The sequence below is a fragment of the Tepidanaerobacter sp. EBM-49 genome (assembly GCF_001896645.1).
GTDB classification, from domain to species: domain Bacteria; phylum Bacillota; class Thermosediminibacteria; order Thermosediminibacterales; family Tepidanaerobacteraceae; genus Tepidanaerobacter; species Tepidanaerobacter syntrophicus.
Genome location: NZ_MPPE01000051.1, coordinates 1 through 24,965 on the forward strand (window position 1 = coordinate 1; position 24,965 = coordinate 24,965).

At 38.9% G+C, this 24,965-nt stretch carries 14 protein-coding genes; 7 read left to right on the forward strand and 7 right to left on the reverse strand.

What is annotated here, in order from left to right:
• Nucleotides 1–353 precede the first annotated feature (353 nt).
• Together BUE08_RS09010 and BUE08_RS09015 are read left to right on the forward strand one after the other, a co-directional pair.
• Entirely contained in the window at nt 354–2,360 is a 2,007-nt protein-coding gene (locus tag BUE08_RS09010; RefSeq protein ID WP_286680773.1) for a helix-turn-helix domain-containing protein, read from the forward strand.
• A gap of 230 nt (nt 2,361–2,590) precedes the next feature.
• Complete coding sequence (locus BUE08_RS09015) at nt 2,591–3,910, forward strand: MATE family efflux transporter (RefSeq protein WP_238142685.1); 1,320 nt, start codon at nt 2,591–2,593, stop codon at nt 3,908–3,910.
• A 250-nt stretch (nt 3,911–4,160) separates the two neighbouring features.
• Here the strand turns inward: BUE08_RS09015 and BUE08_RS09020 are convergent, their stop codons facing one another.
• Both BUE08_RS09020 and BUE08_RS09025 read right to left on the reverse strand, forming a co-directional pair.
• Entirely contained in the window at nt 4,161–4,724 is a 564-nt protein-coding gene (locus BUE08_RS09020) for a chromate transporter (RefSeq protein ID WP_213950436.1), read from the reverse strand.
• Nucleotides 4,721–5,263, reverse strand: a complete 543-nt coding sequence (locus BUE08_RS09025; protein WP_286680774.1) for a chromate transporter — start codon at nt 5,261–5,263, stop codon at nt 4,721–4,723. The genes BUE08_RS09020 and BUE08_RS09025 overlap by 4 nt, the downstream gene beginning before the upstream one ends.
• A gap of 206 nt (nt 5,264–5,469) precedes the next feature.
• Here BUE08_RS09025 and BUE08_RS09030 point away from each other — a divergent pair, with 206 nt between their 5' ends.
• The 4 genes from BUE08_RS09030 to BUE08_RS09045 are packed head-to-tail and all read left to right on the forward strand — an operon-like array spanning nt 5,470 to nt 17,961.
• A complete protein-coding gene (locus BUE08_RS09030) occupies nt 5,470–8,529 on the forward strand; it encodes a hypothetical protein (protein WP_286680775.1) in 3,060 nt (1,019 codons plus the stop codon).
• 10 nt (nt 8,530–8,539) lie between these two features.
• Nucleotides 8,540–14,788, forward strand: a complete 6,249-nt coding sequence (locus tag BUE08_RS09035) for an IPT/TIG domain-containing protein (RefSeq protein WP_286680776.1) — start codon at nt 8,540–8,542, stop codon at nt 14,786–14,788.
• Nucleotides 14,789–14,794: 6 nt separating this feature from the next.
• A complete protein-coding gene (locus tag BUE08_RS09040) occupies nt 14,795–16,447 on the forward strand; it encodes a hypothetical protein (RefSeq protein WP_286680777.1) in 1,653 nt (550 codons plus the stop codon).
• Between the two features lie 8 nt (nt 16,448–16,455).
• Complete coding sequence (locus BUE08_RS09045; RefSeq protein ID WP_213950432.1) at nt 16,456–17,961, forward strand: S-layer homology domain-containing protein; 1,506 nt, start codon at nt 16,456–16,458, stop codon at nt 17,959–17,961.
• 373 nt (nt 17,962–18,334) lie between these two features.
• Here the strand turns inward: BUE08_RS09045 and BUE08_RS09050 are convergent, their stop codons facing one another.
• The 4 genes from BUE08_RS09050 to BUE08_RS09065 all read right to left on the reverse strand — a co-directional run bounded on the left by BUE08_RS09050 (nt 18,335) and on the right by BUE08_RS09065 (nt 22,024).
• Nucleotides 18,335–19,699 (reverse strand): PFL family protein, encoded by a 1,365-nt coding sequence (locus BUE08_RS09050; RefSeq protein WP_273039815.1) that lies wholly within the window; start codon nt 19,697–19,699, stop codon nt 18,335–18,337.
• A gap of 12 nt (nt 19,700–19,711) precedes the next feature.
• Nucleotides 19,712–19,981 (reverse strand): ACT domain-containing protein, encoded by a 270-nt coding sequence (locus tag BUE08_RS10965; RefSeq protein WP_059033256.1) that lies wholly within the window; start codon nt 19,979–19,981, stop codon nt 19,712–19,714.
• A gap of 345 nt (nt 19,982–20,326) precedes the next feature.
• Nucleotides 20,327–20,635 carry an ArsR/SmtB family transcription factor gene (locus BUE08_RS09060; RefSeq protein ID WP_286680778.1) on the reverse strand — a complete coding sequence of 103 codons (309 nt, stop codon included), beginning with the start codon at nt 20,633–20,635 and terminating at the stop codon, nt 20,327–20,329.
• A 36-nt stretch (nt 20,636–20,671) separates the two neighbouring features.
• Complete coding sequence (locus BUE08_RS09065; RefSeq protein ID WP_273039814.1) at nt 20,672–22,024, reverse strand: radical SAM/SPASM domain-containing protein; 1,353 nt, start codon at nt 22,022–22,024, stop codon at nt 20,672–20,674.
• Between the two features lie 364 nt (nt 22,025–22,388).
• Here BUE08_RS09065 and BUE08_RS09070 point away from each other — a divergent pair, with 364 nt between their 5' ends.
• Nucleotides 22,389–23,891, forward strand: a complete 1,503-nt coding sequence (locus BUE08_RS09070; protein ID WP_273039813.1) for an aminotransferase class I/II-fold pyridoxal phosphate-dependent enzyme — start codon at nt 22,389–22,391, stop codon at nt 23,889–23,891.
• Between the two features lie 60 nt (nt 23,892–23,951).
• On the opposite strand, the gene BUE08_RS09075 is transcribed toward BUE08_RS09070, so the two are convergent.
• Complete coding sequence (locus BUE08_RS09075) at nt 23,952–24,899, reverse strand: slipin family protein (protein ID WP_059033177.1); 948 nt, start codon at nt 24,897–24,899, stop codon at nt 23,952–23,954.
• Nucleotides 24,900–24,965 lie beyond the last annotated feature (66 nt).

The following is a 24,965-nucleotide window of genomic DNA, read 5'->3' on the forward strand; positions in this document are numbered from 1 at the left end:
AATAATAAATAATATGATTGCAGCCGCCATAAAACCCAAAGTGGTAGAATCAAATATCTTACTTAACAATTCTCCTTTCCCTCCCTTGTTTTTTAACGATAAATTGTAAAACAACTTTTAGTTGTGATACATAATCTTCAAATGCAGTATAAGCAATTGACTCAAATTTTGTCATAACTAACAGGTGTATAGTAAGTAATATATATTAGTTACTATAATACTAGCACGAATTATCAAAAAAATCTATCATCAATTATATAGTAGGGGCGCTCATCGACTGACAGCTCACATCTCGCCTTTTATGATATAATAAAGGTATCAGGGCAAACTAAGATTTGCAAGGAGCATATCATATGCGAAGAGAACATATAAAATATATGGAAAACATACCCATCAACATTGAGCTTTTAGATATCAGAGAATATCCCATACATTGGCATGAAGCTATAGAAATCCTGATGATATTAAAGGGCTCTATAGAGGCTACGGTGGAATCCGACACTTACAGACTTATTGAAAATGAAGTGGAAATAATAAACTTAGATGAGGCTCACAGTTTATCTTCAAATGAGCCAAATCTTGTGCTTATGCTGCATATAGATCCTAATTTCTTTCAAAAGTATTATGAAGATATCAGAAATATATACTTTTATACAGACTGTGCTTTTGAAGGAGAGCCTCAGGTAGGGGATAATTATGAGATTTTTAAGAAGTATCTTTCAACAATACTTTGTGAAGCGGTGCAAAAGGGCGAGGATTACGATGTTTACATTCGGGAAACTCTTGTTGAGCTTTTGTATCTTTTGATAAATGAATTTCATTATTTAATATATGAAAATAGAGATTTAAAAGACAACGCCGAACAGCTTCAGCGCTACCACAGGATAGCAAAATATATATTCAACAACTATAACAATAAAATTTCATTGCAAGATATAGCAAAAAAGGAGTTTTTAAGCGCTCAGTATCTTTCCAACGAAATTAAATATGCACTGGGAATAAGCTTTCAGGATTTTGTAAACCTGACAAGGGCTGAAGAATCTGTAAAGTTGCTGCTTGATACAGATATGAGTATCTCTGAAATATCTGAAGAAGTAGGTTTTTCCCATACCAGGTATTATAACAAGCACTTTAAGCGCCATTATAAAATGACTCCTCTTCAATACCGCAAAAAATACAAAATGGATGAAGAAAAATTTAATAAGGCAAAACAAATAACTTCCTACGATCTTGGCGAAGCCTTAAAGTATATTTCATCTTACCTGGAAAATTATGAAAGGTACAATTATGAAGAAAAAATTTCAAAAATTAATGTAGATGTTTACAAAAACGAGGGAGAATTTTTCCATACTTACAAAGATGCAATAATTCTTCCTAAAGCCTCTGCAATCCTAGAAAAAGAAATTCAAGAATTTCTCATTACAATCCAAAAAGAAATCGATTTTGACTACGGAATTTTAAGAGATTTGTTCTCAAGAGAGATTGGGATATATCCTGAAGGAAATATAAACTTTAGATACGCAAAAAAAATTATAGACTTGATTCTTTCTGTTAATTTACGTCCGGATATTATTTTTGGTTTCGAAGAATTTACACCGGCCCGTTATAAAGAAATTATTACAAATTTTTTAAATTATTTTCAAGAAGAATATGGGACCTACGAACTTAGCAAATGGAGATATAGTATTGAAAAGGATGCTCCAGAGGATTTCAAAAAGATATTTTATGGCATCTTAAGTGGCGAATGGGGCTTTACCGCAAAGGAAGAAGATATAAAAGACCGTGATATAAATTCAGTCTATGATATGGCATCTGTGGTACCACTTGTTATAGATAAAGCGGTAAATGGCGATGACCCTTATATATTAAAGGCAATAGACGATATCGCAAGGGAAGAAAATCCGGAAAATGCCGTATTTTTTGGCGATAAGGGGCTTTTAAACTGGGAAGGCATTAAAAAGCCCGCATATCACGCCTTTTACTTTTTAAGTAAGTTAGGAGATACGGTAATAGAAAAGGGAGAAGGATATATTGTCACATCTAAAGGGGAAGATTTCCAATTACTTTTATATACTACAGGAAAAGAGAACACTGAAAGGAACCTATCACTAAACATAGTAAACTTATGGCGCGATTACCGGGTAGTAATGTACGAAGCAAGTGAAAATGCAAACAGCGCCTACAATCTCTGGAAGGCTCTGGGAGAGCCGCTGTATCTTACCGATAATGAAGTTGAACTCCTAAAACTTGCGTCAATTCCTAAGATAACAACAGATTTTAGGAAAAAGAAGCCTGTACAGCACTTTAAATTAAAAATCCGCGGCTGTGGAGCGATTCTCCTGATGTTTTACGCAACTTGATTATTAAAACACCTTACATAAAGGTGTTTTTTCTTTTTCCCGAAAAAAGCGTTTTTTGCAAACACCTTAAAAGAGTACCTCAAATCATGCTGAAGAAGTGAATGAAAACTGCATACCTGATAATATACAATAAGTATTGTAATAAATGTGTTATATAAAAGACGAATTTAGGAGCGTGTTAGTATGGGATAAACACTAAAGCTTTTGCTGAAGGTAAAGTAGAAAAGGTATTGCTTCGATTTGCTCTGCCGGCGATAATCTCCTTGCTTGTCTCTGAGCTTTATGGTATGGTGGACACATTTTATGTCGGCAGATATGTAGGCCCGAATGCTATTGGAGCATTAACCGTGGCTTTTCCTATTCAAAGGCTTTTATCGGCTACAGGGCTTTTAATAGCTGTAGGCGCATGCACGAAAGTTGCGAAATATTTTGGAGAAAAGGATTACGAAAATCTTAAAATTACAATTACAACTGCTATAGTGCTTACTACAATTGTAATGACCGTGATGCCGCTTTCTATATATTTCTTTTTGGACAAGATTTTAATAAAAATTGGAGCAAGCAACGTTACTTTGCCTATGGCAAAAACTTATGCCGCAGTGGTGCTGGCCGGCGGGATTTTTCAAGGATTGACCTTTGTTACTTGTTATATCATAAATTCCCTGGGAAATCCGAAAGTTACATTATATGCTACATCGCTGGGCACAGTGGCAAACATAATAATTGATGCAATCTTTGTTATCGGCTGCAACATGGGCGTAAAAGGTGCGGCAATAGCAACGGTAATATCTCAAATTGCATCGTGCAGTTTTGCGCTTTACAATTTCTACAAAGTTTCAAAATCTATTAACCTAATGGACAGTTTTAAATTTGATATAGAAATACTAAAATCTATAATAGCAATAGGTTTTACAACATTTGTCATAGAGATATCAGATGCTGTCGTAGCAGTTATACTTAATAATGTGCTTTTTGCCCACGGCGGTGATAGGGCAATAATTATATCAGGCACGATTATGAAGGTATCCATGTTTATGTATATAAACATTATTGGGATAACCTCGGCCATGCAGCCTATAGTAGCTTTTAACTATGGTGCCGGAGATTTTGACCGCTTAAGGGAAACTATAAAGAAAACTATTAAGGTAGTTGCCCTTTCATCTATATTCCTGTGGGGGATAATGATGCTGTATGCAGAACCCATGATAGCAAGTTTTGTAAAGGATGAAGCATTGGTAAAAGAATGTGCCCGGGCATATAGAATTATGATAAGTATTTTCCCAACTGTGGGCCTGTATTATGTAGCAATTTACGCGTATCAGGCCATGGGGGATGCAGGCACAAGTTTTCTCCTTTCGATATATAGACAGCTCGTTATTTTTATACCGGTTATGCTCATATTTGTAAGACACTGGGGCGTGACTGGTGCCTGGTTTGCATATCCTGCATCGGATTTTATTGCTGCGATTACGGGAATTATATACATTCAGCGAGTCAAAGAGGATATAAATGAATATGCAGACGATATGGAAGCTGAAATGATAGTATAGAATAAGCTAAATACTCTAATCTAAAATAAACTGAAGTAACTAATGCAAAAAGAGGGGCGTTTTTACCCCCTCTTTTTTTACATTGTTCTTTGCCTAAACACAGATCCTTCGCTGACATTTAGGAAATAGAGATATTAGCGAATATTCAGGATGGCATATATGCAGCGGATGCTTAGGATGATAGATGCACCAACAGATGCCGCGAAAGACAGATTTTATTGTTCAATACGCCAATTTTATGTTTATTTTACTAGAATTTGAATATAATTCCTATTATAGCCGCTCCTACTAAAAAGTATATGGGGTGTTTCTTGTATTTATTCATTAAAAACACAATGATTGCAAAAAGTGCGATGGATTTTAAGTTAAAAAGCGCAAAAAGATTATGCGTCTTTAAGTAAGCTTCAATATTAAACAGCGCAATTTTTGCAACCTCAAACCCTGCCGCTGCTATAAGACCTGTTACAGCAGGTCTTACTCCGTAAAAGCCTGCCTTCACCAACGGTTGTTCACTAAACCGCATGTAATAATATGCGATTAAAACTATTATAATAATTGAAGGAGTCACTTCTCCAACTACAGCAATTATTGCTCCTGCCAATTTAGCAGTTTTATAACCTGCATATGTAGCCATATTAATGCCGATAGGGCCGGGAGTAGATTCTGAAATTGCTATCATATCCACTAATTCTCGCAGACTAAACCATCCCGTTTTTTCTGATATATCCTGGAGAAAGGGGATAGTCGCAAGACCGCCGCCTATTGCAAATAAACCTGCCTTAAAAAATTCCACGAATAATCTTATATATATCATTTTACATCAGTCCTCACACGCATCCTGGATATTCCCAGAAGCGCAGAAATCACAACTACAGGAATAGGAGAAATATTAAAAAAAGCCACTGCTAAGAAAGATCCGGAAAATATAATAATTCCCAACCAATCCTTTACAGATGTTCTCCACATTTTGATTATTGTGTTTAAGATAAGAGCTGCCACAGCGACTCTTATTCCTCCGAAGGCATGCTGAACCACTGCATAATCCTCAAAATTAGTAAGATAAGCAGCGATAATGCTAATTATTACAACAGAAGGAAAAACAACGCCGCATGTAGCAACTATTGCACCTATTATTCCCCTCTGCTTAAATCCTATAAAAGTTGCAGTGTTTACTGCAATTATCCCCGGTGTGCACTGGCCAATGGCATAATAATCCATAACTTCTTCATCTGTTGCCCAGTGATTCTTTTCCACAACCTCTTTTTGGATAAGGGGAAGCATCGCATAACCCCCGCCAAATGTAAATGCTCCAATTCGGCAAAAAACGATAAAAAGCTTCCAAAGCTCTTCCATCCTGTACCACCCCTTTGCTAGTCTACTAAAAAGTTTAACACTTATATCATGGAAAAGCAAAAATATTAGAAGGCGAGGACGGCCCCCTATTCCTTTTGCAAAAGTTTTCTTCGATAAGTTAGAATTTATGTAATTCTATGGTATAATAAGGAAAAATGGATAAGAATTAGCAAGCGTTAAGCGTATGGGATGGAGGAAGTGCCGGCATGAATACTAAACAGCAAAAAAATAAAATCGCAATTTTTTTGTTAGCTTTGATTATAATTTCTTCTCAAGCTTTTTTTAATGCAAATAGCGTGTATGGCGAAACATACAGCAACACTCTTTCTGATGATGGTCCGCAAAATGGCTCCCCGGAAGAGATAATTGAAAATACTTACCCTTTGAACAATCAAACACAGCTTGAGGTTAAGCCAACTATAAAGATAACTTTTAAATACCCCATAGAAATACTAGACAAATCAAAAATTATACTTAAAACCGGTGATGATTCCTATCCCGTAGATGAAGAGAAGATATATCTTTCGGAAGACGAAAAAACTTTGTGCTTTGATGTGGGAAGAATCGGGAAACCTCCATTAATGAGAAACACCCTTTATCGTTTTGCGGTTTTAGAAGGTGCTGTAAAACTTAAAGACTATGAGATTACAAACAGGGATATAATTGTAAATTTTATTACAAGAAGCGCAGGCCAAAGCCCCAAGGTCATTGGCTATTCTTCGAATATATCAGGCAGTGATGATATTACCTCGATATCAGGAACGGGCCTTTCTGCCGACGGTTCGGTATATATTCGTTTTGACAGAAATATTAAATGGGCGAAAAACACCGATAAAGAGCGACTTTTAGAAAATACTAAACTCTACCGCATACCCAAACCCCTAGAAACCGATTATGACGATTCCGGTAATTTGTATGACAAAGTATTTGAATTTAATCCTGAAATCACGGAATCCCAACTGAAAAGCGAGGAATACCAGCAAGAGACAGCAGTTAAAGATATTGAGATAGTAAATGGAAATACTGTAAAAGTAACACCTGCTCTGCCGTATCTAAATCTTACTCAATATCGCCTCATTATTAAAAAAGAATTTATAGAAGATATGAACGGTTATGCTCTAGAAAATGATGTGGATTTTTATTTTTGGACGATACCAAAAACAGAAAAAACTCCTTTAAGCTGGGACGGTATTCAAGATATGGTACCTGATACCATTAAAGACGACCCTTTAACAGGAGGAAAGGTGTGCACCGTAAACGGCACCTGGGCTTATGGTCCGGAAAACCCTTTTGTTTTTTATATTGAAGGCCGTGTGCTGCCCCGCGCCGGTGAAATATCTTCTCTTAAAAGGATTACACTTGTAGAAGGATACGCACCGGAAACTGCAGTAAAGATTTCTAAAGTTCGCTTCGAATATTATAATGAGGGCGACAAGCAAAAGACAAAATTGGTTATTTATCCGGAAAATAGCCTAGATTGGGGCAAATATTACATACTTACTATATCAAATGATGTATTACAAGACCGAAGCGGCACATTTTTACCTCGCTTTGATATGAAATTTACAGTAGGTGGAAAACGAAACGGGGATATTGGGATTTACAAAACGGAACCTGACACCTTCCGGCTTTCAGATATTTATAAAGGAACAGCATCTTTTATTATCAAGGGATATAACTTTAATGAAGATATAGAGTATATAAAACTTAAAATGATAAGCGGCAAAAATGCCGGAATGATTTCCGAGACAATAGATAAAAAATATATAGAATTTAGCAGCATCACCGAATTAAATGTAAAAGTAGAAGATCCAAATGTAATCGATAGTATTTATAAGGGCGGCAGTGGCGAGTATTCGATCGAGATATTTTTTAATGACGGACGCTCAGTGTCGAATCCTAATACGACAGTAAAAGTCTTGTCTGCCGGAAAACCTCAAGTAATTGCAACAGAACCGGCAGGCGGCACATGGTCAAATGAAAAGATGTTAAATCCCAAAACTATCGACGGCACAACCCGCTACTTTTTGAAAATAACCTTTGAAGATGAAAATGACAGGCTGCAATTTGATAAAGAGAAAGGCCTTAGCCTGCTTCAAACGTCCACGGTATTTTCCGAAGGGCAAAATGAAGTATCCATGATAGATCAAGAATTTCTCAATTATATACAAAATCTGGAGGATATTGCTAAGCGAGATGCCTACATCGCAAATTATATTTTTATAAAAGACAGGACAGCCAATAGGGCTTACTTATTTGTGCCTGTAAAGCCGCTGATGTCTCAGACGGTTTATTCAGTTATGATAAATGAAGGAATAGTCTATTTTGCCGGAGCAGAGGAAGATACTGAGCGAAACGAGAAAGTTAGCTGGACGTTTACCACGATGGCAACCCCTGTAATTACCTTAAATAAAACCGGAAGTGTTGTGGAAAATTATGATGAAGATGTGCCTATAATTCTTTATGGAGATTTTCTCTATGAAGGTAGCGTAAAAGTCTATTTTAACAACATTCCCTCAAGAAGGGTTAAAATATCTACCGACGATGATGGCAAAACCATTCTAAAAGTATACCTGCCTGCAGGCAGCGACCGCCTAGATCCGGGCATTTACTCCATTTTAGTACAAAATGATAAAGATCATAAAACCGAGGTATTTGGTGCGCTAAGTGTGGTAAAAGAAGGAGACTATGTCCCTAATGAAGATTATAAAATAATAGATGATACAAAGTTTGGCAAAGCAATGGGAGACCTTTTGCGCAGTGAAGATACCTTGGTTCTAAATAGAAATTATACCGACAGGCGCCTTGTGGAAATTGATTTAGATGATATTATGGGGGCTGATAGCCTTATTAGAAAAATATGTTTTGACGGCAGAAGAAATGACAGGATATCCACCTTGAAGACTTTTTCAAAATGGGCGGACATAATCTTTTATAACGTAGGAATTGATGATTATTCAAGGGATAAGGAGGCGTGTGCCGTCCTTGGCCGAACAGATCCTTTAGCTGCAAGAAATTTAAAGCAAAAACTTGCAGGCCAAAAAATAAAATCAGAATTTATTCAAGTATCATGTGAAAATCTCGATTTTACCAGATTTAAAGTTGTAATTCCGTTTAAAGAAAGTGATGGGGAAAACCTTAAAGTGATAAGATATGATCCGGCTATGCTGGAGTTTTTTGAAGAAGATTTTTCAATAGACATCTTCAGCAAAACAGTAACTGTTGAGGAAACAGACCCGGGTATATTCGTAGTAGTGGAGGATTAGGAGGGAGAAGATGATAAAGAAAGGTAGAGCAGCAATTTCGGCGCTTCTTGCGATTTTAATACTATTTTCTATGGTTATGCCGCATAACGCAGAATTGGCATATGGATATGATAAAGATACCTATGCAGTAAGTGAAATAGTTATAGGGAAAGAGCACGACAGCAACAGACTTACCACAGGGATGTCTTTATCAATCAAAGGAAGTGAGCTGGAAGGAGCTCCTGTTTTCATAGAATATGGCTCTAAATTTGAACAGCTTAAAGGCCCTAAGATTAATACATATGGGTTACTTTATTTCGAATTCACCAAGCCTGAGGACTGGGAAAAGCTAAAGAATATTAAATCTATAGTAGTGGGAAATGCCTCAATTCCCATTGGCGACAAAGGCGCTATGCCTACTATTACTGATGTTACTCCAAAAGTAAATAAAGATATGGGAACATTGTATATAAAAGGAACAAATTTTGATTTAATCACAGATACCGCCGAAATAACAGTTAAGTATGGAACAGGCGTTCTTTTTAATACCATTCCTAATGATTGCTTTAAAACAAATCCTGCGCAGATAAATGAATTTCAAGAAGGAGAATTAGGCCTTCAAGACATAGAGATTACCAGGAAATTCGATACTGATCCTATAAAATTTAATGATTTGAATTCTGGAAAAAAAGTCAAAATTACCATAAACCACACATATAACGGCCAATTTCGGCTGGTGGAGGATTTAAATATATCTACTGACATTGAAATGTTTCCTAACAGAGGTGCAAAAGGCGGAAAAGTATATTTTAAAGCAAGTCAGCTGCGCCAATATGATGTATATTTCTTGAAAGCTACAGACGGCACAGATCCTTATACAACCGCAAACAAGGGGAAAAACCCCAGCCCCCTCCAGCAAACCGATGACGGCAAATATGTATTTACCGTTGAAGTGCCTGATATTACGCCGGGAGAGTATTGGGTGGTCCTTACAAACCAGGTTCCCGATTATAAAGATCCAATGCAGGCAGTCTCCGGAGAGTATATATATCAAAAGGAAAAATTTACCGTAATCCAAGGATCTAAAAGTGCAAAAATCGATATTATACAGCCCAACAAAGGACCTGATACCGGCTCTACAGCTACCATTACCGGAAGATACCTGGGAAGCCTTAATATAGATGATTTACAAATTGATGAAAACTGCCTTCCGAACATAGACATTTTATCAGATGGCGTTATGAAATTAACATATAAAAGCAGTGATAATGCAGCTGTCGGAACTTATCGAAACTTACCTGTAACAACAGTTGAAAAAACAATAAAAGTGATAATAGGTCCTCAAGCAGATGTCATTAAAGAAGGCTCCACTTTTTCTCCAGATATAGACAAGCTTGCGGTAAAGATAAATGCTGATACCAATGAGAGCAATCCAGTAAAAGATGTAGTAGTGGAAACCACTACGAGAATTGTCATAGGCAGTAATGAAAAGGAATACCTTTTTACTGAAAGAGCAGAGCTTCCAAAAGGCTATACTTTTATACCCAGCAGGATAAAGCCTGAAGCAAACAGCATAGTGCCCGGCGAAATTCACGTAACAAAGAAAAACGATGGCACATATGTAATTCCTCAAGATTTGATGATAGGTATATATGGCAAGAATTTCGCAATCTACAAATATACAGTAGATGGTGCCATAAAAGCTGTATACCCAATTATAAGCTTTGGGGATGTAAAAATTAATAAAAACGAAAATAGCAATATTCAGCTTTATGTAATGGACGATGCCGGAAATATAATGGATGGTTCAACAGGCCAGGAAGCAGGCACCAGGATTCTTTTGACAATACCGAAAGACACCAAAATTCCTGAAGAATATGTAAACACAAATGTTCCTGTAGTAGTTACAAATCCGGTTAGAAATTCCGATGTTCCCGGTCTTTCTTCAGAAAGTTCGCTAATGGTGAAGTTTATATTGTCAAAGGATGACAAAACTCCTGTTATTGAAAGCGTAGTTCCTGATGTAGTAACCGTAAGCGGCGGCGAAACAGTAACTATAAAGGGAAGTAATTTCCTACAAGATGTTAAGGTTTTTATTGATGGAAAGGAAGTTTCGAGTATAAGACGAGAAGGAGACGGCAAAACCATAACATTTAAAGCACCGCCGGGCAGAGAAGGCACTACACAGCTTCAGGTTATAAACCCCGGCGGCGGCATTGCGGTAAAAGAGTTTAATTATGTCAAAACATATACAGACCCGAAGATTACTGATTTTGCTCCTAAGGTAGGCAACACAGGCACGTTGGTCTTAGTTACCGGAGATAATTTTCTTGCGCCTGATCCCACATCTACCGGCATAACTACTTCTGAAATATATAAATTGATAGGCACAAGGATACTTCTTCAAAATCAAGATATAAATGAATACAATACTGATCCGGAAACTAAGCGTATCACACTGCAATATTATGCATCACCGGAAAACGATAAAATTTTAAGCATCGGTGAAACAGTTGATGGCAGAAAGTATTTGAAAATTGCTGATTACTGGCACAGTATAGTTTTCAAAGATTCCCAAGACAAGTTTTACACACTAAAGCAGGATTTTCAAGGAAACGCCATACTTTCCGACGGAGTTAAAAATACATACACCATAGGTATAAAGTATGACGATACTTCTAATGACTATGCACTTATGGCCTCTAAAGAAGGAGGCAGCGATTATAAAATTGAAATTGATACAGTAAATGAAATTATCAACGGCAAAGATGTAAAAGTCACTACACTTTTAATAAAAGAAAACCCGAGCATCAAACTCTATATGCAGACTTTATATAAAGTCGATGACAGCGGTGTTATAGTTGGCAATAACGTAAAAGTAATTGACAAGAATAAAATTATATTTAAAGTGCCGAAACTTTCCGCAGGTGACGGTTATTATGACCTAACAGTACTAAATCCGGATACCAAAAGAGATAGCCGAACAGGCACCCAAGGTTTTTATTACTATACTCAGCCCCAATCAAGACCTAAAATCGTTAAAATTGTCCCTGACAAAGGTTCGACTGACGGAGGATATACTGTAGATATTATAGGTGAAGACTTTAAAGATGACGGCACATATAAGTCTAAGGTTTTTATAAACGGTGTAGAAGTTAAAAAAGAAGATACAATTGTAAGTGTTGATGGAAAAACCATAACAGTAAAAGTGCCTCCCTTCAGCGGCGATTTATCAAAGGAAAAAGGGACGGATCGCATAACAGTTCCCGTAGTAGTGTTAAATCCTGACGGTGCAAGCGCTGGCAAGGAAGATGGCTTTACATACATGGTACCCACCAGTTATCCTCGCATAACTCGGGTAGTGCCGTCTCAAGGCAGTGCTGCCGGCAAGCAAATTGTTGAAATAACAGGCAGCGATTTTAGATATTTTGAACCTTACAACGATGATAACAGAAATCAAATCAAAGATGAAAATGAGATATATCAAGATTTAAACGGCAACGGTATATGGGATGATTTCAGACCTTCCGCGGTAAAGGAAAGACTTGGCAATTCTTTTGACGAAAACAAGGACATTATTCAAAACCTGAAAGACTATTATGGAGAAAATTTTGACAAAATAGTGTTGTCGGTTTTGCCGAAAATATATTTTGGAAATCAGACAGCCGAAATAGTAGAATTTGCTGACGGATATTTAAAAGTTAAGACTCCGGCAGCATCTGCCGGCACAGTAGATGTTTATATAGTAAACAATGATTCCGGAATATCAAACAAAGTAAAATATACCTATACATCCACGAAGCCTGTCATAACTCGGATAGTACCCTCTGAAGGTAAAAAACAGGGCGGCGACCGGGTGGAGGTTTTCGGCTCCGGCTTTGCACAAAGCGATATGAGGATAGTCGATGCAGATGGAGCAGTAAATTTAAAGCAGATGGCAGCAATTCGATTTGGGAATATCACCAATCGCAATATTCCAAGAGAAGAAGAAAATTCAGGCAGGATAGACAATCAGCGGACCACTGTAAATCTTGCAGGAGGTCTTAGGGTAGAATATGCCAATGGCAAAATATACCTTACGCTTTCAGAAGGCGGCCGTGAGTTTGTAACATTAAATCCGATACCCTTTGACGGAAATGCCATGTTTGTTTCAACACGACTATTAAAAGCAGAAGGAACAAACCCTTATCCTTACAGTGAGCTTATTCGCCTTGAAATTTCCGACAGGAGATTGTTTGTGGAGCGGGGATATGCACCAGAAGTAGAATTCTTAAATAGTGGCCAGCTTGTTGTAACGACGCCTGCATATTATACTATCGGGCAGGTAGAGGTTACCTTGATAAATCCTGATGGTGGAACTGCTCAGAGCACTTTTATGTATAAATATCCTGCCAGCAGTCCGTATATTGTAAATCTAACTAAAGAAGGAAAATCTCCCGAAGATGCGAATATAAACGGCAGAGATATAAAAGTCTTATATTTAACATATAAGGGAGGAAATACGGTAAGCGTTATCGGCGGCGACTTTAGAGAAAACGCCAAGATTCAAATCTCTGACGTGGCAACGATAGAGCCAAAAGATATAACTTACACCCTTCCTACAAAACTTACATTTACAATGCCTCAAGTTCCGGAAAGCGCTGTAGGCAAGCTCCACAGATTAGTTGTTATTAACGAAGATGGCGGGCAGGCGGCATCAGACAAAGTAAGCCCAAAACCCATTTATATTATGTTTGTTAAAGGAGAAACTTCTCCTGCAATAACCAAAATAACGCCAGATAAAGGGCCTTCCTCAGGTGGCACTAGTGTAAAAATTGAAGGCAAAGACTTTCGCGAAGGTTTAAAAGTTTATTTTGGAGAAACTCCGGTTCCGGAGGATAATATACAGGTTATCGACTATAAAACCATACTGGCAGTGACTCCACCCCATGCTTCAGGCACCGTGGATGTAAAAGTAGAAAATCCGGATGGCGAACTTTCAGCTCCATCAGGAAAGTTTACATATCTTAGCACTCCCAAAATATCTGCAGTGGTCGATCCTACAGATCCTTCCGAAACCACTAAGATTACACGAATTTCGATAAACGGTGGCCAAAGGATAAAGATAAAGGGCACGGGCTTTATGACGGGAGCACGAGTAATATTTGCGCCAAGCCTTAAAAAAATTGATAGCGAAAGCGACGCATCAGGCACCATAGTCTATGTAGATGGTATACCCTATCTATTGGAAAACGGCATTGATGGCACTGGTGTAAATGTCATAGATTCTCAAACAATAACTGTCATAACCGCACCGGCAAAACTTGACAGTAAAGGTGTCTTAGTAATAAATCCGGACGGCGGCGCCACTGACATTTACGAGCAGCTTACTTATGGACTGCCGGAACTTAGCGCTCCTATGAATGTAACAGCAGAACTTGTATATGACCGCTATATTAAAATAAGTTGGTCAGCAGTAGAAAGCGCCAAAGGCTACGAAATTTATGCTGTAGTCGATGACAATAATATAGACTTTGTTGGAAATACTGAACTTACCAGCTTCGTTTATAGCGATTTAGAGCCTTATACCATGTATAAATTTGTAGTAAAAGCCCTGGGTGATTTCGGATCTTCGCCTCCCTCCGCCGAAAGCAACACCGTAAGAACAGGCGGCAGGGTAGGGCCTTCAGATGAAGATGGAGGCCTTGTGGAAGAAACTACCACAGAAAAAATCGGCAATACTGTGCGCATAGTTATAGGAACCAAAGATTATAGAAAAGACATTACCGTAAATCTTGTGGACAGCAATTTCCTAGGCGCAAATACTGTGACGATTACGATGCCTGTAGAGATAATATCAAAATCCAACTCCGGTGATATAACTATTCTGGGGAAAGATTTTACATTAAAATTCAATCCTAAAGCCTTCTATACATCTAAAGTTCGGCAGTATGAAGACAAAGACAATACGGGAGTAAGATTTGAAATAACTTATGGCACAGAAAGCACAGGATTTGGAAATCGCACCCTTCTTTCCGGCCAATTGTTAATGAAAGCAGGGCTTTATGTAGGAAGCGACACATTTGATTTAGATTATTTAAACGACTCAATGCAATTTGGCGTTGATTTTGACAGGGCTAAAGCTAATCTAAGAAAAATAACTAACATTGCCTTGTACCGCTACGATGATGCTAAAGGAGATTGGACGAGCATTTATGAAAGATACAGCGGTCCCGATGTGTCGGTTAAGACAACAATTAACCGGCTGGGCAAATACGCAGTTTTTGGAACAAGGGGGTAATGGCAGGTGAAAAAACTCAAAACTGTTTTACTGATCTTTGCAATACTTTGCGGGATGCTGCTGCCTTTTCTGCAAGATAAAAAAACAGCCCTTGCAGCACAGAGCCTTGAAGGCTATATAATAGACATGAATACCCAAGAATCTTGGATTAAGGTAGAAGAATACAACGGAAATCAAAAGCAGTTTAAAGTCACAGCGGACACAGCTTTAAACATAGATCAGATACCCGTCTATCTTAATGATTTAAAAATTGGAATGGAAGTATATGGAGAATATAACAGAGATACACTTATCTATCTTGAAAGTTGGTCTACTGAAAATCCCGGATATATTCCTCCGGGCGGAAAGGTCCGCACAGGTATTATCAAAAAAATTGACAGAGACCAAATAATATTAAGGCTTACAAGTGGGAAAGAGGAGACATATTATACAACACCTGCCACTATTGCCATAAAAAATAGTGTAAATGTGCCTTTAAGCACTTTGTACGAGGGCGATTGGGTCCGCCTTTACTTTGACGAAAAGGATTCTGATATTATTAGCCGCATGAAAATTCAAGGAGACTCAGTTAAGATTAAAGCTTTATACAAAGGACAATTAGATGCTGCAAGTATGGTAGATGACGCCCTGGTTTTAAAAAATGCCCAGATTTTCCAGAATGGAAGCTGGCAAGAATATAAAAATATATTGCGTATAGACTACTTGACAAATTTCCCGGTGTATTATGCGGGAAAGGCTATACCTTTCAACAATCTTAAATATCTTCAAGGCAAAACTATTTATATAGCGGCAAAGGACTTTTTTGGAAAAGATACGGCAGAAAAAATGGTTATAAAAAGTCAATATGAGACCACATTTAGTGACAAAATACAAGAAATCAACTGGTATGCCTCGGCATTTGAACTTAAGAACAAGCGAAATATTGATTTTAATGAAGGCACCATCTTTATAAAAAATCAACGCATAGTAGACGGATACTCGGTGACCCCCGGCACAGACGCTCTTGTGGTAGCCGATGGCAAAGGCGAAAAGGCATTGGCGAGCATCGTATATATTTACGATCAAGATATAAATAATTCGAATATCGGTCAGTATTATTTCTACTCAGGCAAACTGGAAAGTGTTTTAGAAAATAAAGTTACGCTTTCAGATTTCTTTATACTCAATCACAATGATTGGGAATCCTTTGACGATGAGAAAGAACTTTACTATGACAATGACACATACATCTTTGACATGGAAAAAATGAAGAAAATAACCCCGGAAGAATTTTTTGCCATGGACTATGGGGTAGGCGAAAGCAGTTCTTCGGACAGAAAATCTTGGTATGCTTACGCCTATACTGATGGCGACAGAATAGCGGCTGTAGTATTAAAAAAGGATATGGATTCATTACTCAGACAGCGCGTAACCATCGGCACAATAAACAAAATCGAAGATGATGGGGCTATTGGAGCCAGTGTTACACTGACAGATGCAAAAGACTGGAGCAGTAGAAATGAAAAATGGATGCCTAAGTCGCTGCCGGTAAAAGTAAGGATTGAAAAAGCATTACTGATTAAAGATGATAGGGTTATAAGCTTTGAAGATCTGCAGGCAGGAGACAGCATATATATGCTGCGAGATGACTTTGAAGGCAAATTCTTATTAGTAAAGTAGGGAAGTGTATGATTATTAGAAAACTAACCGCATATTTTGTTCTTATAGTATTCTTGACCATTCCATTTCAGGCATATGGAACGCCTTCCGGTTTTGAAGGCGGTGTAAACAATGAATATCTTTACGAAGAGATGGTTTTTGTCAGCGGCAAGCCCATGAAATTTTCCGGCGAACTTGCAATATCAGAAGGCGGGCGAGGCGATACCGAAACTATAACCTATAAGTATAACCTTACCGGTGATGATAGCACAGTAAAAACAAAACTTACCCGAAGCGTTACATTCTCAACAAACTACAATAACCGAAACGATAAAGGGCAAGTTATTGGCCAGACTACTTTAAGCAAGTACTCGGAGAAAATAGAGATAGGTGAAGATAAATACGAACTTGAGGACTTCCAATTTTCAAAGTCTGATGTCATAGACAAGAGGCCGGCCTCAGACTTTTACTCAGGAAATTTTGAGGGCAGAAAGTATTACACCATAAACCGAGACGAGGGCCAAGTAATAGTTACTATTTCCGGGGGCGATGTTGGATACAATAATTTTTGGGGAAGCACGGAAACTCAAATAATTAATTATTATATAACTTCCAGCAGAAAGGTAACTGACGAAGAAGGCAACCAGGAAACGGTGTCCTGGGAAGGAAGTGCAAAGGTCCAGGTGTCAGACAGCTTAACGAAAAAATTGGTATATTCCGAAAACGAAGCCACCCTTTCCAGCTTTGACGGGGGATATATCCGCACAACTAATAGAGAGATGGTTTCAAGATATGATTACGACATGCCAAAAATCCAAAATGGCATCATCGACAGCAAGAAACGTTCTAGCGGCAAGGTAAATCTCTCTGCAGAAATGGTGCCGAAAGTGGAGCGTTTGGTTGTTCCTAAATTCCGGGATGTAAAAGGGCACTGGGCTGAAGAATATATAACTAAACTTTATTCACTGGATGTATTTGATGAGAGCCAGACATTTTTTACGCCTGAGATACCGATGACTAGAGCTGAATTTATTAAAGGAGTTATTAGAGCTTGCGATATAAGGCCTACTGTTGAGCAAACAAGCACAGCAAGGACAAGCAGGCGAAAACAGCCTCCTGAAACATCGCCTTTTAAAGATGTAAAGGTAGAGGATAAAAATTATCAGTATATAAAAGAAGGCTTAGAAAAGGGGATAATGACAGGAGTTTCAAGTGTCTATTTTAAACCTAATGACCCTCTCACGAGAGCAGAAGCGGTTACTGTTCTCATTCGCGCCTTAGGATTCGGAAATAGAGCGCCAAACCCCGGATATTATACTTATTTTTCCGATGACGACAAGATTCCATCATGGGCAAAAGATAGCGTATATGTAGCTCGCGAAATTGGCATTCTTGAAGGCGACAGTTATAACAAGTTCAATCCGGACAAAATTATGACACGTGCGGAAGCATCAGCGATGCTGATAAGATTTTTAGAGTTTCTAGAAAAAGATTTACAGCAGGATTATCGAGAAAATATAATCTTGTATAATTAAATCAAAATCCTTCGCTTTGCTTAAAATGACAGTAAGATGTAATACTAAATCGTGCTTTTGTCATTTGTGCGCTAGCGAAGGATTTTTTTTGTTTGTGAACAACCGTTTTAAGACCATTTTCCTATTGCATTTTTTTATCAACATTCATGTGGATAAGTTATCCCCATTGTGGAAAAGTGCATTCAGCTTAGACAAAATCTTAAGGACAAGGTTTAAAGTTATCAACAGCTGTTGATAACTCTGTGGATAACTTAATTATTTAGACCTACATAATCGGTCTATGTATTTTTTTATTATCACTGAAAAGGCTCTACAAAGAAGAAACTAAATTATTTTTTTAAATAGGTCTTATGTTTTTTGCCCTAATTTTTTGCTAATTTGTTAAGCTTTGTATCGGAGGTGGAATTTGCCCGCCTCGCCTGGCAAAGACTGACGAATCAAATGGGTTCACCGGCATTACAGGGGCTCTTCCCAAAAGGCCGCCGAACTCTACAAAATCTCCTGCTTTTTTACCCGGAGCAGGTATTATTCTAACAGCAGTAGTCTTTTTGTTTATAACCCCTATTGCCATTTCGTCTGCAATAATGGCAGTAATAGTCTGGGCTGAGGTATCGCCGGGAACGGCAATCATATCAAGACCTACCGAGCATACACAGGTCATTGCCTCAAGTTTTTCTAATGTAAGTGCTCCGTCAACTGCGGCGCGTATCATGCCTGCATCTTCGCTGACAGGTATAAAAGCCCCTGAAAGACCGCCTACATATGAAGTTGCCATTGCTCCGCCTTTTTTAACGGCATCGTTTAAAAGCGCTAAAGCAGCTGTTGTTCCGGGGGCTCCGCAGCGTTCAAGGCCAATCGCCTCTAATATATTGGCCACGCTATCTCCTACAGACGGAGTTGGAGCAAGAGACAAGTCTATAATCCCAAAAGGAACTCCCAACCGCCTTGAAGCCTCACGCCCGATAAGCTCCCCGACCCTAGTGATTTTGAAAGCCATGCGTTTGATGGCCTCTGACACTTCTCCTAAATCTGCATCTTTAGGAAGATTCGACACAACGGTATTTACTACGCCCGGTCCGCTGATTCCTACATTGATGGCGCTTTCCGGCTCTCCTGGGCCGTGAAATGCTCCTGCCATGAAGGGATTGTCATCAGGAGCATTGGCAAAAACTACCAATTTAGCGGCTCCGATTCCATCTTCTTTTTCGGTTAAACGTGCCGTCTTTTTAATAATGCTTCCCATTGCTTGCACTGCATCCATATTTATGCCGGCCTTTGTGGTGGCTGCATTTACAGAGGCACAAACCCGCAAAGTGGAGGACAGAGCTTCGGGAATGCTATTTAAAAGGTTCATGTCCCCCGGCGTAAAACCTTTCTGAACCAATGCGGAAAATCCCCCTATAAAGTCAATGCCAAGTTCTGCCGCAGCCCTGTCCATAGCCGAAGCTATCGGAGCGTAGTCGCTTTCGCTGCAGCTTTCAGCTACGAGAGCTATGGGAGTTACAGAAATTCTCTTATTTACAATAGGAATGCCAAACTCCTTTTCAAGCTGTAGAGCAATTGGCACCAGTTCGCTGCCTCTTTCCATTAGCTTGTCATAAATTTTGCGGGCAGTATAAGAAATTGAAGGACCTGAGCAGTCCCTGAGACTAATCCCCAAAGTTATCGTTCTAATATCCAATTGTTCGGCTTGAACCATGCGTATAGTCTCGATTATTTCATCTCGGGTAAAATTCATTGTGCGGCCTCCTTAAATCCTGTGCATAAAATGAAAGACTTCTTCTCTCTGAGCGTCGACTCGGACTCCGATTTTTTCTCCCTTTTCAGAAAGCTTAACTTTTAAAGCCTCAAAATCTATATTCGCTTTACTTATATCTACTACCATTATCATGGTAAAAAGACCTTCGATGGCAGTTTGCGTAATGTCAAGTATATTCACATTAGCTTTCGCAAGGACATCGGATATGCCTGCGATGATTCCTACCTTGTCTTCGCCTATTACAGATATTACTGCGCGAATACTGGGAATTTCAGCAGAATAAGCGGGTTCCGGCACCTGCTGGCCTCCTACGAATAACTTCATCCCTTCTTTTGCTGCATAGATTTTAGCTTCTTTTGTTATTAGTGTTCCCGGGGGGAATTCAACAACTTCTTCTCCCTTATGCTGTTTTAGTACATCAAGCGTAACAAGTATCTCCAAGTTTTACTTACCTCCTGTTATTTTTGTTGTAATCAGTATAAAGCAAAAACCAAAATGTAGCAACAATTATGTAAATATCTTTTGTCTATCTTGTTACAGATTTATTGAAAAAAAATAAGCTGCCGCCTTATCGTCCGTGCGGCAACTTATTAGAATTTATTAAGATTAAGCACCTTCAAAGGATTTTCTTCGCATTAAAATGAGCATTTCTTCTAGCGAATTCAAGAATTCCAGTATACTTTCATCTCGCAAGCTGTAGTAAACGTAATTGCCTTTGTTTCGACTTTTGACAATACCTGCGCTTCTTAAAATTTTAAGATGTGTTGAGATGTTGGCTTGGGAACTGCCAACAGATTCAACCAGTTCAGATACTGTCCTTTCCCGTTCTTTTAAAGCTTCAATAATCTTTAAGCGTGTATTATCGGCTAAACTTCGTAAAAACTCAACTTTGTATTCAGAAAGGCTCAATACCAACAGAAGAACCTCCTTTCTGCCGGCTAATTGGGTATCTTATTTTACATTAGCTGAGGTTTTAAGGTATTTCTCATCAGCTATTTTCCCCCACTCATCGGCGTAGGGTTTGAGCTTCTCTGCAAATTCTTCCGGTGTCTCATCTGCACTTAGCTGAGTAGAATATGCTTTGCTCTCTTGTACAATTTCTACCATTAATTCAGGATTGTCAATAAGCGGGCATGGTCTGTGATGATTCATATTAAATGGCTGGCGCTTTTGGTATGCAAGCATAAGCGGCGACCTAAGAGCATCTTTTAGCGATACATCTTTTATGTTGCATGTTGCATAGTGGATGAAGGCACATGGTTCTACATCTCCATGGGCATTGATGTGCAAATAGCGTCTACCTCCTGCGATACAACCATTGGAAGCTTCGCCGTCGTTCCAGAAGTCCATGATGAAAATTGGCTTTGTGCGTCTGTATTCCAGAATTTTATCGTACATATAAGCTCTTTGCTCCGGAGTTGCCATCATTTCTACATCTGCGTCCCGCCCAACAGGTATATAAGTGAAATACCAAGCATAAGTAACACCCTTGTCTACCAGCATATCTACAAATTCTTCGCTTGCAAGTTCTTCAGTATTGTATCTGTTGTATGTGGTGGAAACGCCGTAGATGAGGCCGGCCTTACGCATCCTGTCCATAGCATCCATTACTTTTTTGAAAACACCTTTGCCTCTGCGGGCATCAGTCGTTTCTTCAAAACCTTCAATACTGAAGGTAAGGGTGATATTACCTACACGTTTCATATCTTCGATGAACTTGTCATCTACCAAAGTTCCGTTTGTAAAAAGCAGGAATCCCTGGGAAGAATGTTTCTCGGCAAGCTTTACAATATCGTCCTTGCGCAAAGTAGGTTCGCCACCGGACATGATTATAAAGTAAATCCCCAATTCTTCACATTCAGTAAATATCCTATCTAATGTATCAAAATCAAGCTCATCTTTTTGCGAGTATTCACCTGCCCAACAACCGGTGCAATGCAGATTGCATTTTGCAGTGGGATCGATTAAAATTGCCCAAGGCACCGAGCAGCCCAATTCCTGCGCCATTTTTTGCTGCTTGGGGACACCGAGGAAGTTTGCATTTAAGAAAAAGTTTATGCCAAGTTTTTCTTTTACCTTCGGATCGGTTTCGGCAAGAAGCCTTTGCCCAAGCTTATACCAGTTAGAGTCTTTGTTTTGCAGGAATGTTTTAACTGATTCAAGATCTTTCTTTTGATGTTCAGGCATTGGCAACTTTTCTGCCCAACTTATAAGTCTATCAAAATCTTCCATGTCCTTTGAGAGAAGATATTTAAGACCTTGAGCAAGTACTTTTTCGCCTAAATATGTGCGAGCTAAATCCATCGAAATTACCTCCCTTATATAATCATATAAGCATATATTTATATATTATTATAATACAGGCAATATACTTTGTCAAACAGGCTGCAGAGTAATTAACTTTTGATAAGAACCTGTTATATACTTTTATACCTTATTATATATCCTAATGCACTTTTATAAACGATGGTTTTTTTAAATCTACACTGTTTATATGTTTTCCTCTTACTTGCTACATAATTTATCAAAAAAAATTCGTAAATAGTATTGAATTTCTAGTCAAACTGTGCTTTAATTGTATTTGCGTATAAAACTTGCAGCTATAATCTTTGCGGATTATACAAAATATTTGAGTGAAAATCATTGATTGAAAGGGGAGTGACTCTCAATGAGATTTGATGAGCAGCAAGAAACACCGCTTTTTGCCGCCCTGAAAAAATACGTGAACGATAAAACTGTTTCGTTTCATGTACCGGGCCACAGAGGCGGCAGAGGAATACCTGAATTTTGTGATTTTGCAGGAAGAAATATTATGTCAATTGATGTTACTTCCGGAATCTTGGATCTAGATACCATATGCAACCCCACAGGCGTCATTCATGAGGCCGAGGAACTTGCGGCACATGCCTTTGGCGCAGATCATGCTCATTTTTTGGTAAATGGCACAACCTCGGGAATCCAGGCCATGATATTATCGGTTGCCGGACCGGGCGATGAGATAATAATTCCGAGAAATGCTCATAGGTCAGTAGTTGGTGCGCTTATTTTAAGTGGGGTGCATCCGGTTTATATAAAGCCAGTAATAAATGAGTATATGGGAATAGCCATGGGCATAACCGTAGAAAGCGTAAGACGCGCCCTTGTGGAGCATCCAAACGCAAAAGCTGTTTTTGTAATAAATCCCACATATTACGGAGTAGCTTCAGATCTTAAAAAGATTGTGGAGGTAGCTCATTCCTATGGAAAACCCGTTATAGTAGATGAAGCCCATGGAGCACATTTGAAGTTTCATCCCGATTTGCCGCTGTCGGCAATGGAAGCGGGAGCAGATATTAGTGCGACAAGCATGCATAAACTTGGGGGCTCCCTGACACAAAGTTCGATTTTACTGGTAAAAAGCGATTATGTAGATGACAGAACAGTCAAAGCAGCCTTAAATCTTACCCAAACCACCAGTCCATCGTATCCTCTTATGGCATCACTGGATGTGGCGCGCAAGCAGATGGCTTTAAAAGGCAGACAAATGCTGGATGAAACCATAAAGCGGTGCGAAAGGACGCGGAGGCAGTTAAACAGTATAGAAGGCATTTATGTGATGGGACATGATATAGAAGGCACCGAAGGGTGTTTTGCATATGACCCGACAAAACTTGCCATAAATTTAAGAGAATTAGGTCTGTCGGGCTTTGAGACGGAAAAAATCTTAAAATACAAATATCATATCCAAATGGAACTGTCGGACTTATACAATGTTCTTGCGGTTGGAGCTATTGGCGATACAGACAAAAACATGAACATTCTGATTAACGCAATAAAGGATATTGCAGCGAAAAACAGGCGGAAAAACGTAGTAAAAGTACCTGCCGATATTCCTGATAATCAAGAAATGGTAGTCTCTCCCCGCTTTGCATTTTACAGCGAAAAAAGAGTTGTCCTATTAGAAGATGCAGAAGGTGAGATAAGTACCGAGATGCTCATGGCATATCCGCCGGGCATACCGATTTTGTGCCCCGGAGAGCGAATAACCCGGGAAGTCATTGACTACGTCAAAGCATTAAATTCCGAAGGCTGCCACCTCCAGGGGACAGAAGACCCCGAGGCAAAAGCAATAAAAGTTCTGGCAGATGCCCAAGCAGTAAAATATTATGAGAGAATAAAACAAGTGGTATAAAAAAGAACTGCTGTAGAGGGAAAGAATTTTGTTCTACAGCAGTTCTTTTTTATTTCCTACTTAATTTTCTTTAGGCGCAAAGGCTTTTAGCAGTTCTATAGGCAGTGGGAATAAAATTGTGGAGTTTTTCTCCACTGCTATCTCGCTAAGCGTTTGAAGGTAGCGCAGCTGCAAAGCGGCAGGTTCTTTTGATATAACTGAGGCAGCTTCCAAGAGCTTTTGAGCAGCTTGGTATTCGCCGTCTGCAGCTATTATTTTAGCACGGCGCTCCCGTTCTGCCTCTGCCTGCTTAGCCATAGCACGCTTCATAGTATCAGGCAGCTCGATACTCTTTATTTCCACAGCGGTTATCTTTATGCCCCATGGATCAGTATCTTCATCTAAAAGCCTGCGCAGTATTTCGTTGAGTTCTGAGCGCTTAGACAATATCTCGTCCAGTTCATGCTGGCCTAGCACGGAGCGCAGTATAGTTTGGCCAAGTAGCGTTGTGCTCTGAGTGTAATTTGCAACCTTAGTGACAGCAAGCACAGGGTCAAATACATTAAAATATACAACTGCATCTACTAATACAGGAACATTGTCTTTCGTGATAACCTCTTGTTTCGCCACATCTATGGTAAATGTGCGCAAGTCTATTTTTACTACTCGATCTATTCCAAAAGGGAAAATAATGTTAAAGCCCGGCTCTATAATTCCGATAAGTCTGCCTAAGCGAAAAAGGACACCGCGCTGATATTCATTTATTATTACAACCATGCTTGGCAGAACTATAAATGGTACGATCATTAAAACTACCAAAGTAAAAAGCGGACCTACCGGCATAATAATAAAAGGGTACCGGCTTGCTCTTATTGTAAAAATAGCAATTGTGCCCCATATGGCTAAAGTGCCGAGAACTACGCCAAATACAGAGTACTTTCTTCGGGCTAATGCAAGAAAAACCCATACAAGCCACCATACAGCCTCAGCAGCTATTATGGCAGTTAAAATCGTAACTAGCGGGTTCATATAATCACTCCTCTGCAAATTCAATCGCATTAATTATATCACTACAACAAAGTTAAAACATAAAAT

Excerpts from the sequence above, each read along its gene's own strand:
- BUE08_RS09035 (WP_286680776.1), top strand. The coding sequence starts at position 8,540 with ATGATAAAGAAAGGTAGAGCAGCAATTTCGGCGCTTCTTGCGATTTTA.
- BUE08_RS09020 (WP_213950436.1), bottom strand. The coding sequence starts at position 4,724 with ATGATATATATAAGATTATTCGTGGAATTTTTTAAGGCAGGTTTATTT.
- BUE08_RS09075 (WP_059033177.1), bottom strand. The coding sequence starts at position 24,899 with ATGAACCCGCTAGTTACGATTTTAACTGCCATAATAGCTGCTGAGGCT.
- BUE08_RS09025 (WP_286680774.1), bottom strand. The coding sequence starts at position 5,263 with ATGGAAGAGCTTTGGAAGCTTTTTATCGTTTTTTGCCGAATTGGAGCA.
- BUE08_RS09070 (WP_273039813.1), top strand. The coding sequence starts at position 22,389 with ATGAGATTTGATGAGCAGCAAGAAACACCGCTTTTTGCCGCCCTGAAA.
- BUE08_RS09010 (WP_286680773.1), top strand. The coding sequence starts at position 354 with ATGCGAAGAGAACATATAAAATATATGGAAAACATACCCATCAACATT.
- BUE08_RS09065 (WP_273039814.1), bottom strand. The coding sequence starts at position 22,024 with ATGGATTTAGCTCGCACATATTTAGGCGAAAAAGTACTTGCTCAAGGT.
- BUE08_RS09030 (WP_286680775.1), top strand. The coding sequence starts at position 5,470 with ATGAATACTAAACAGCAAAAAAATAAAATCGCAATTTTTTTGTTAGCT.
- BUE08_RS09050 (WP_273039815.1), bottom strand. The coding sequence starts at position 19,699 with ATGAATTTTACCCGAGATGAAATAATCGAGACTATACGCATGGTTCAA.
- BUE08_RS09045 (WP_213950432.1), top strand. The coding sequence starts at position 16,456 with ATGATTATTAGAAAACTAACCGCATATTTTGTTCTTATAGTATTCTTG.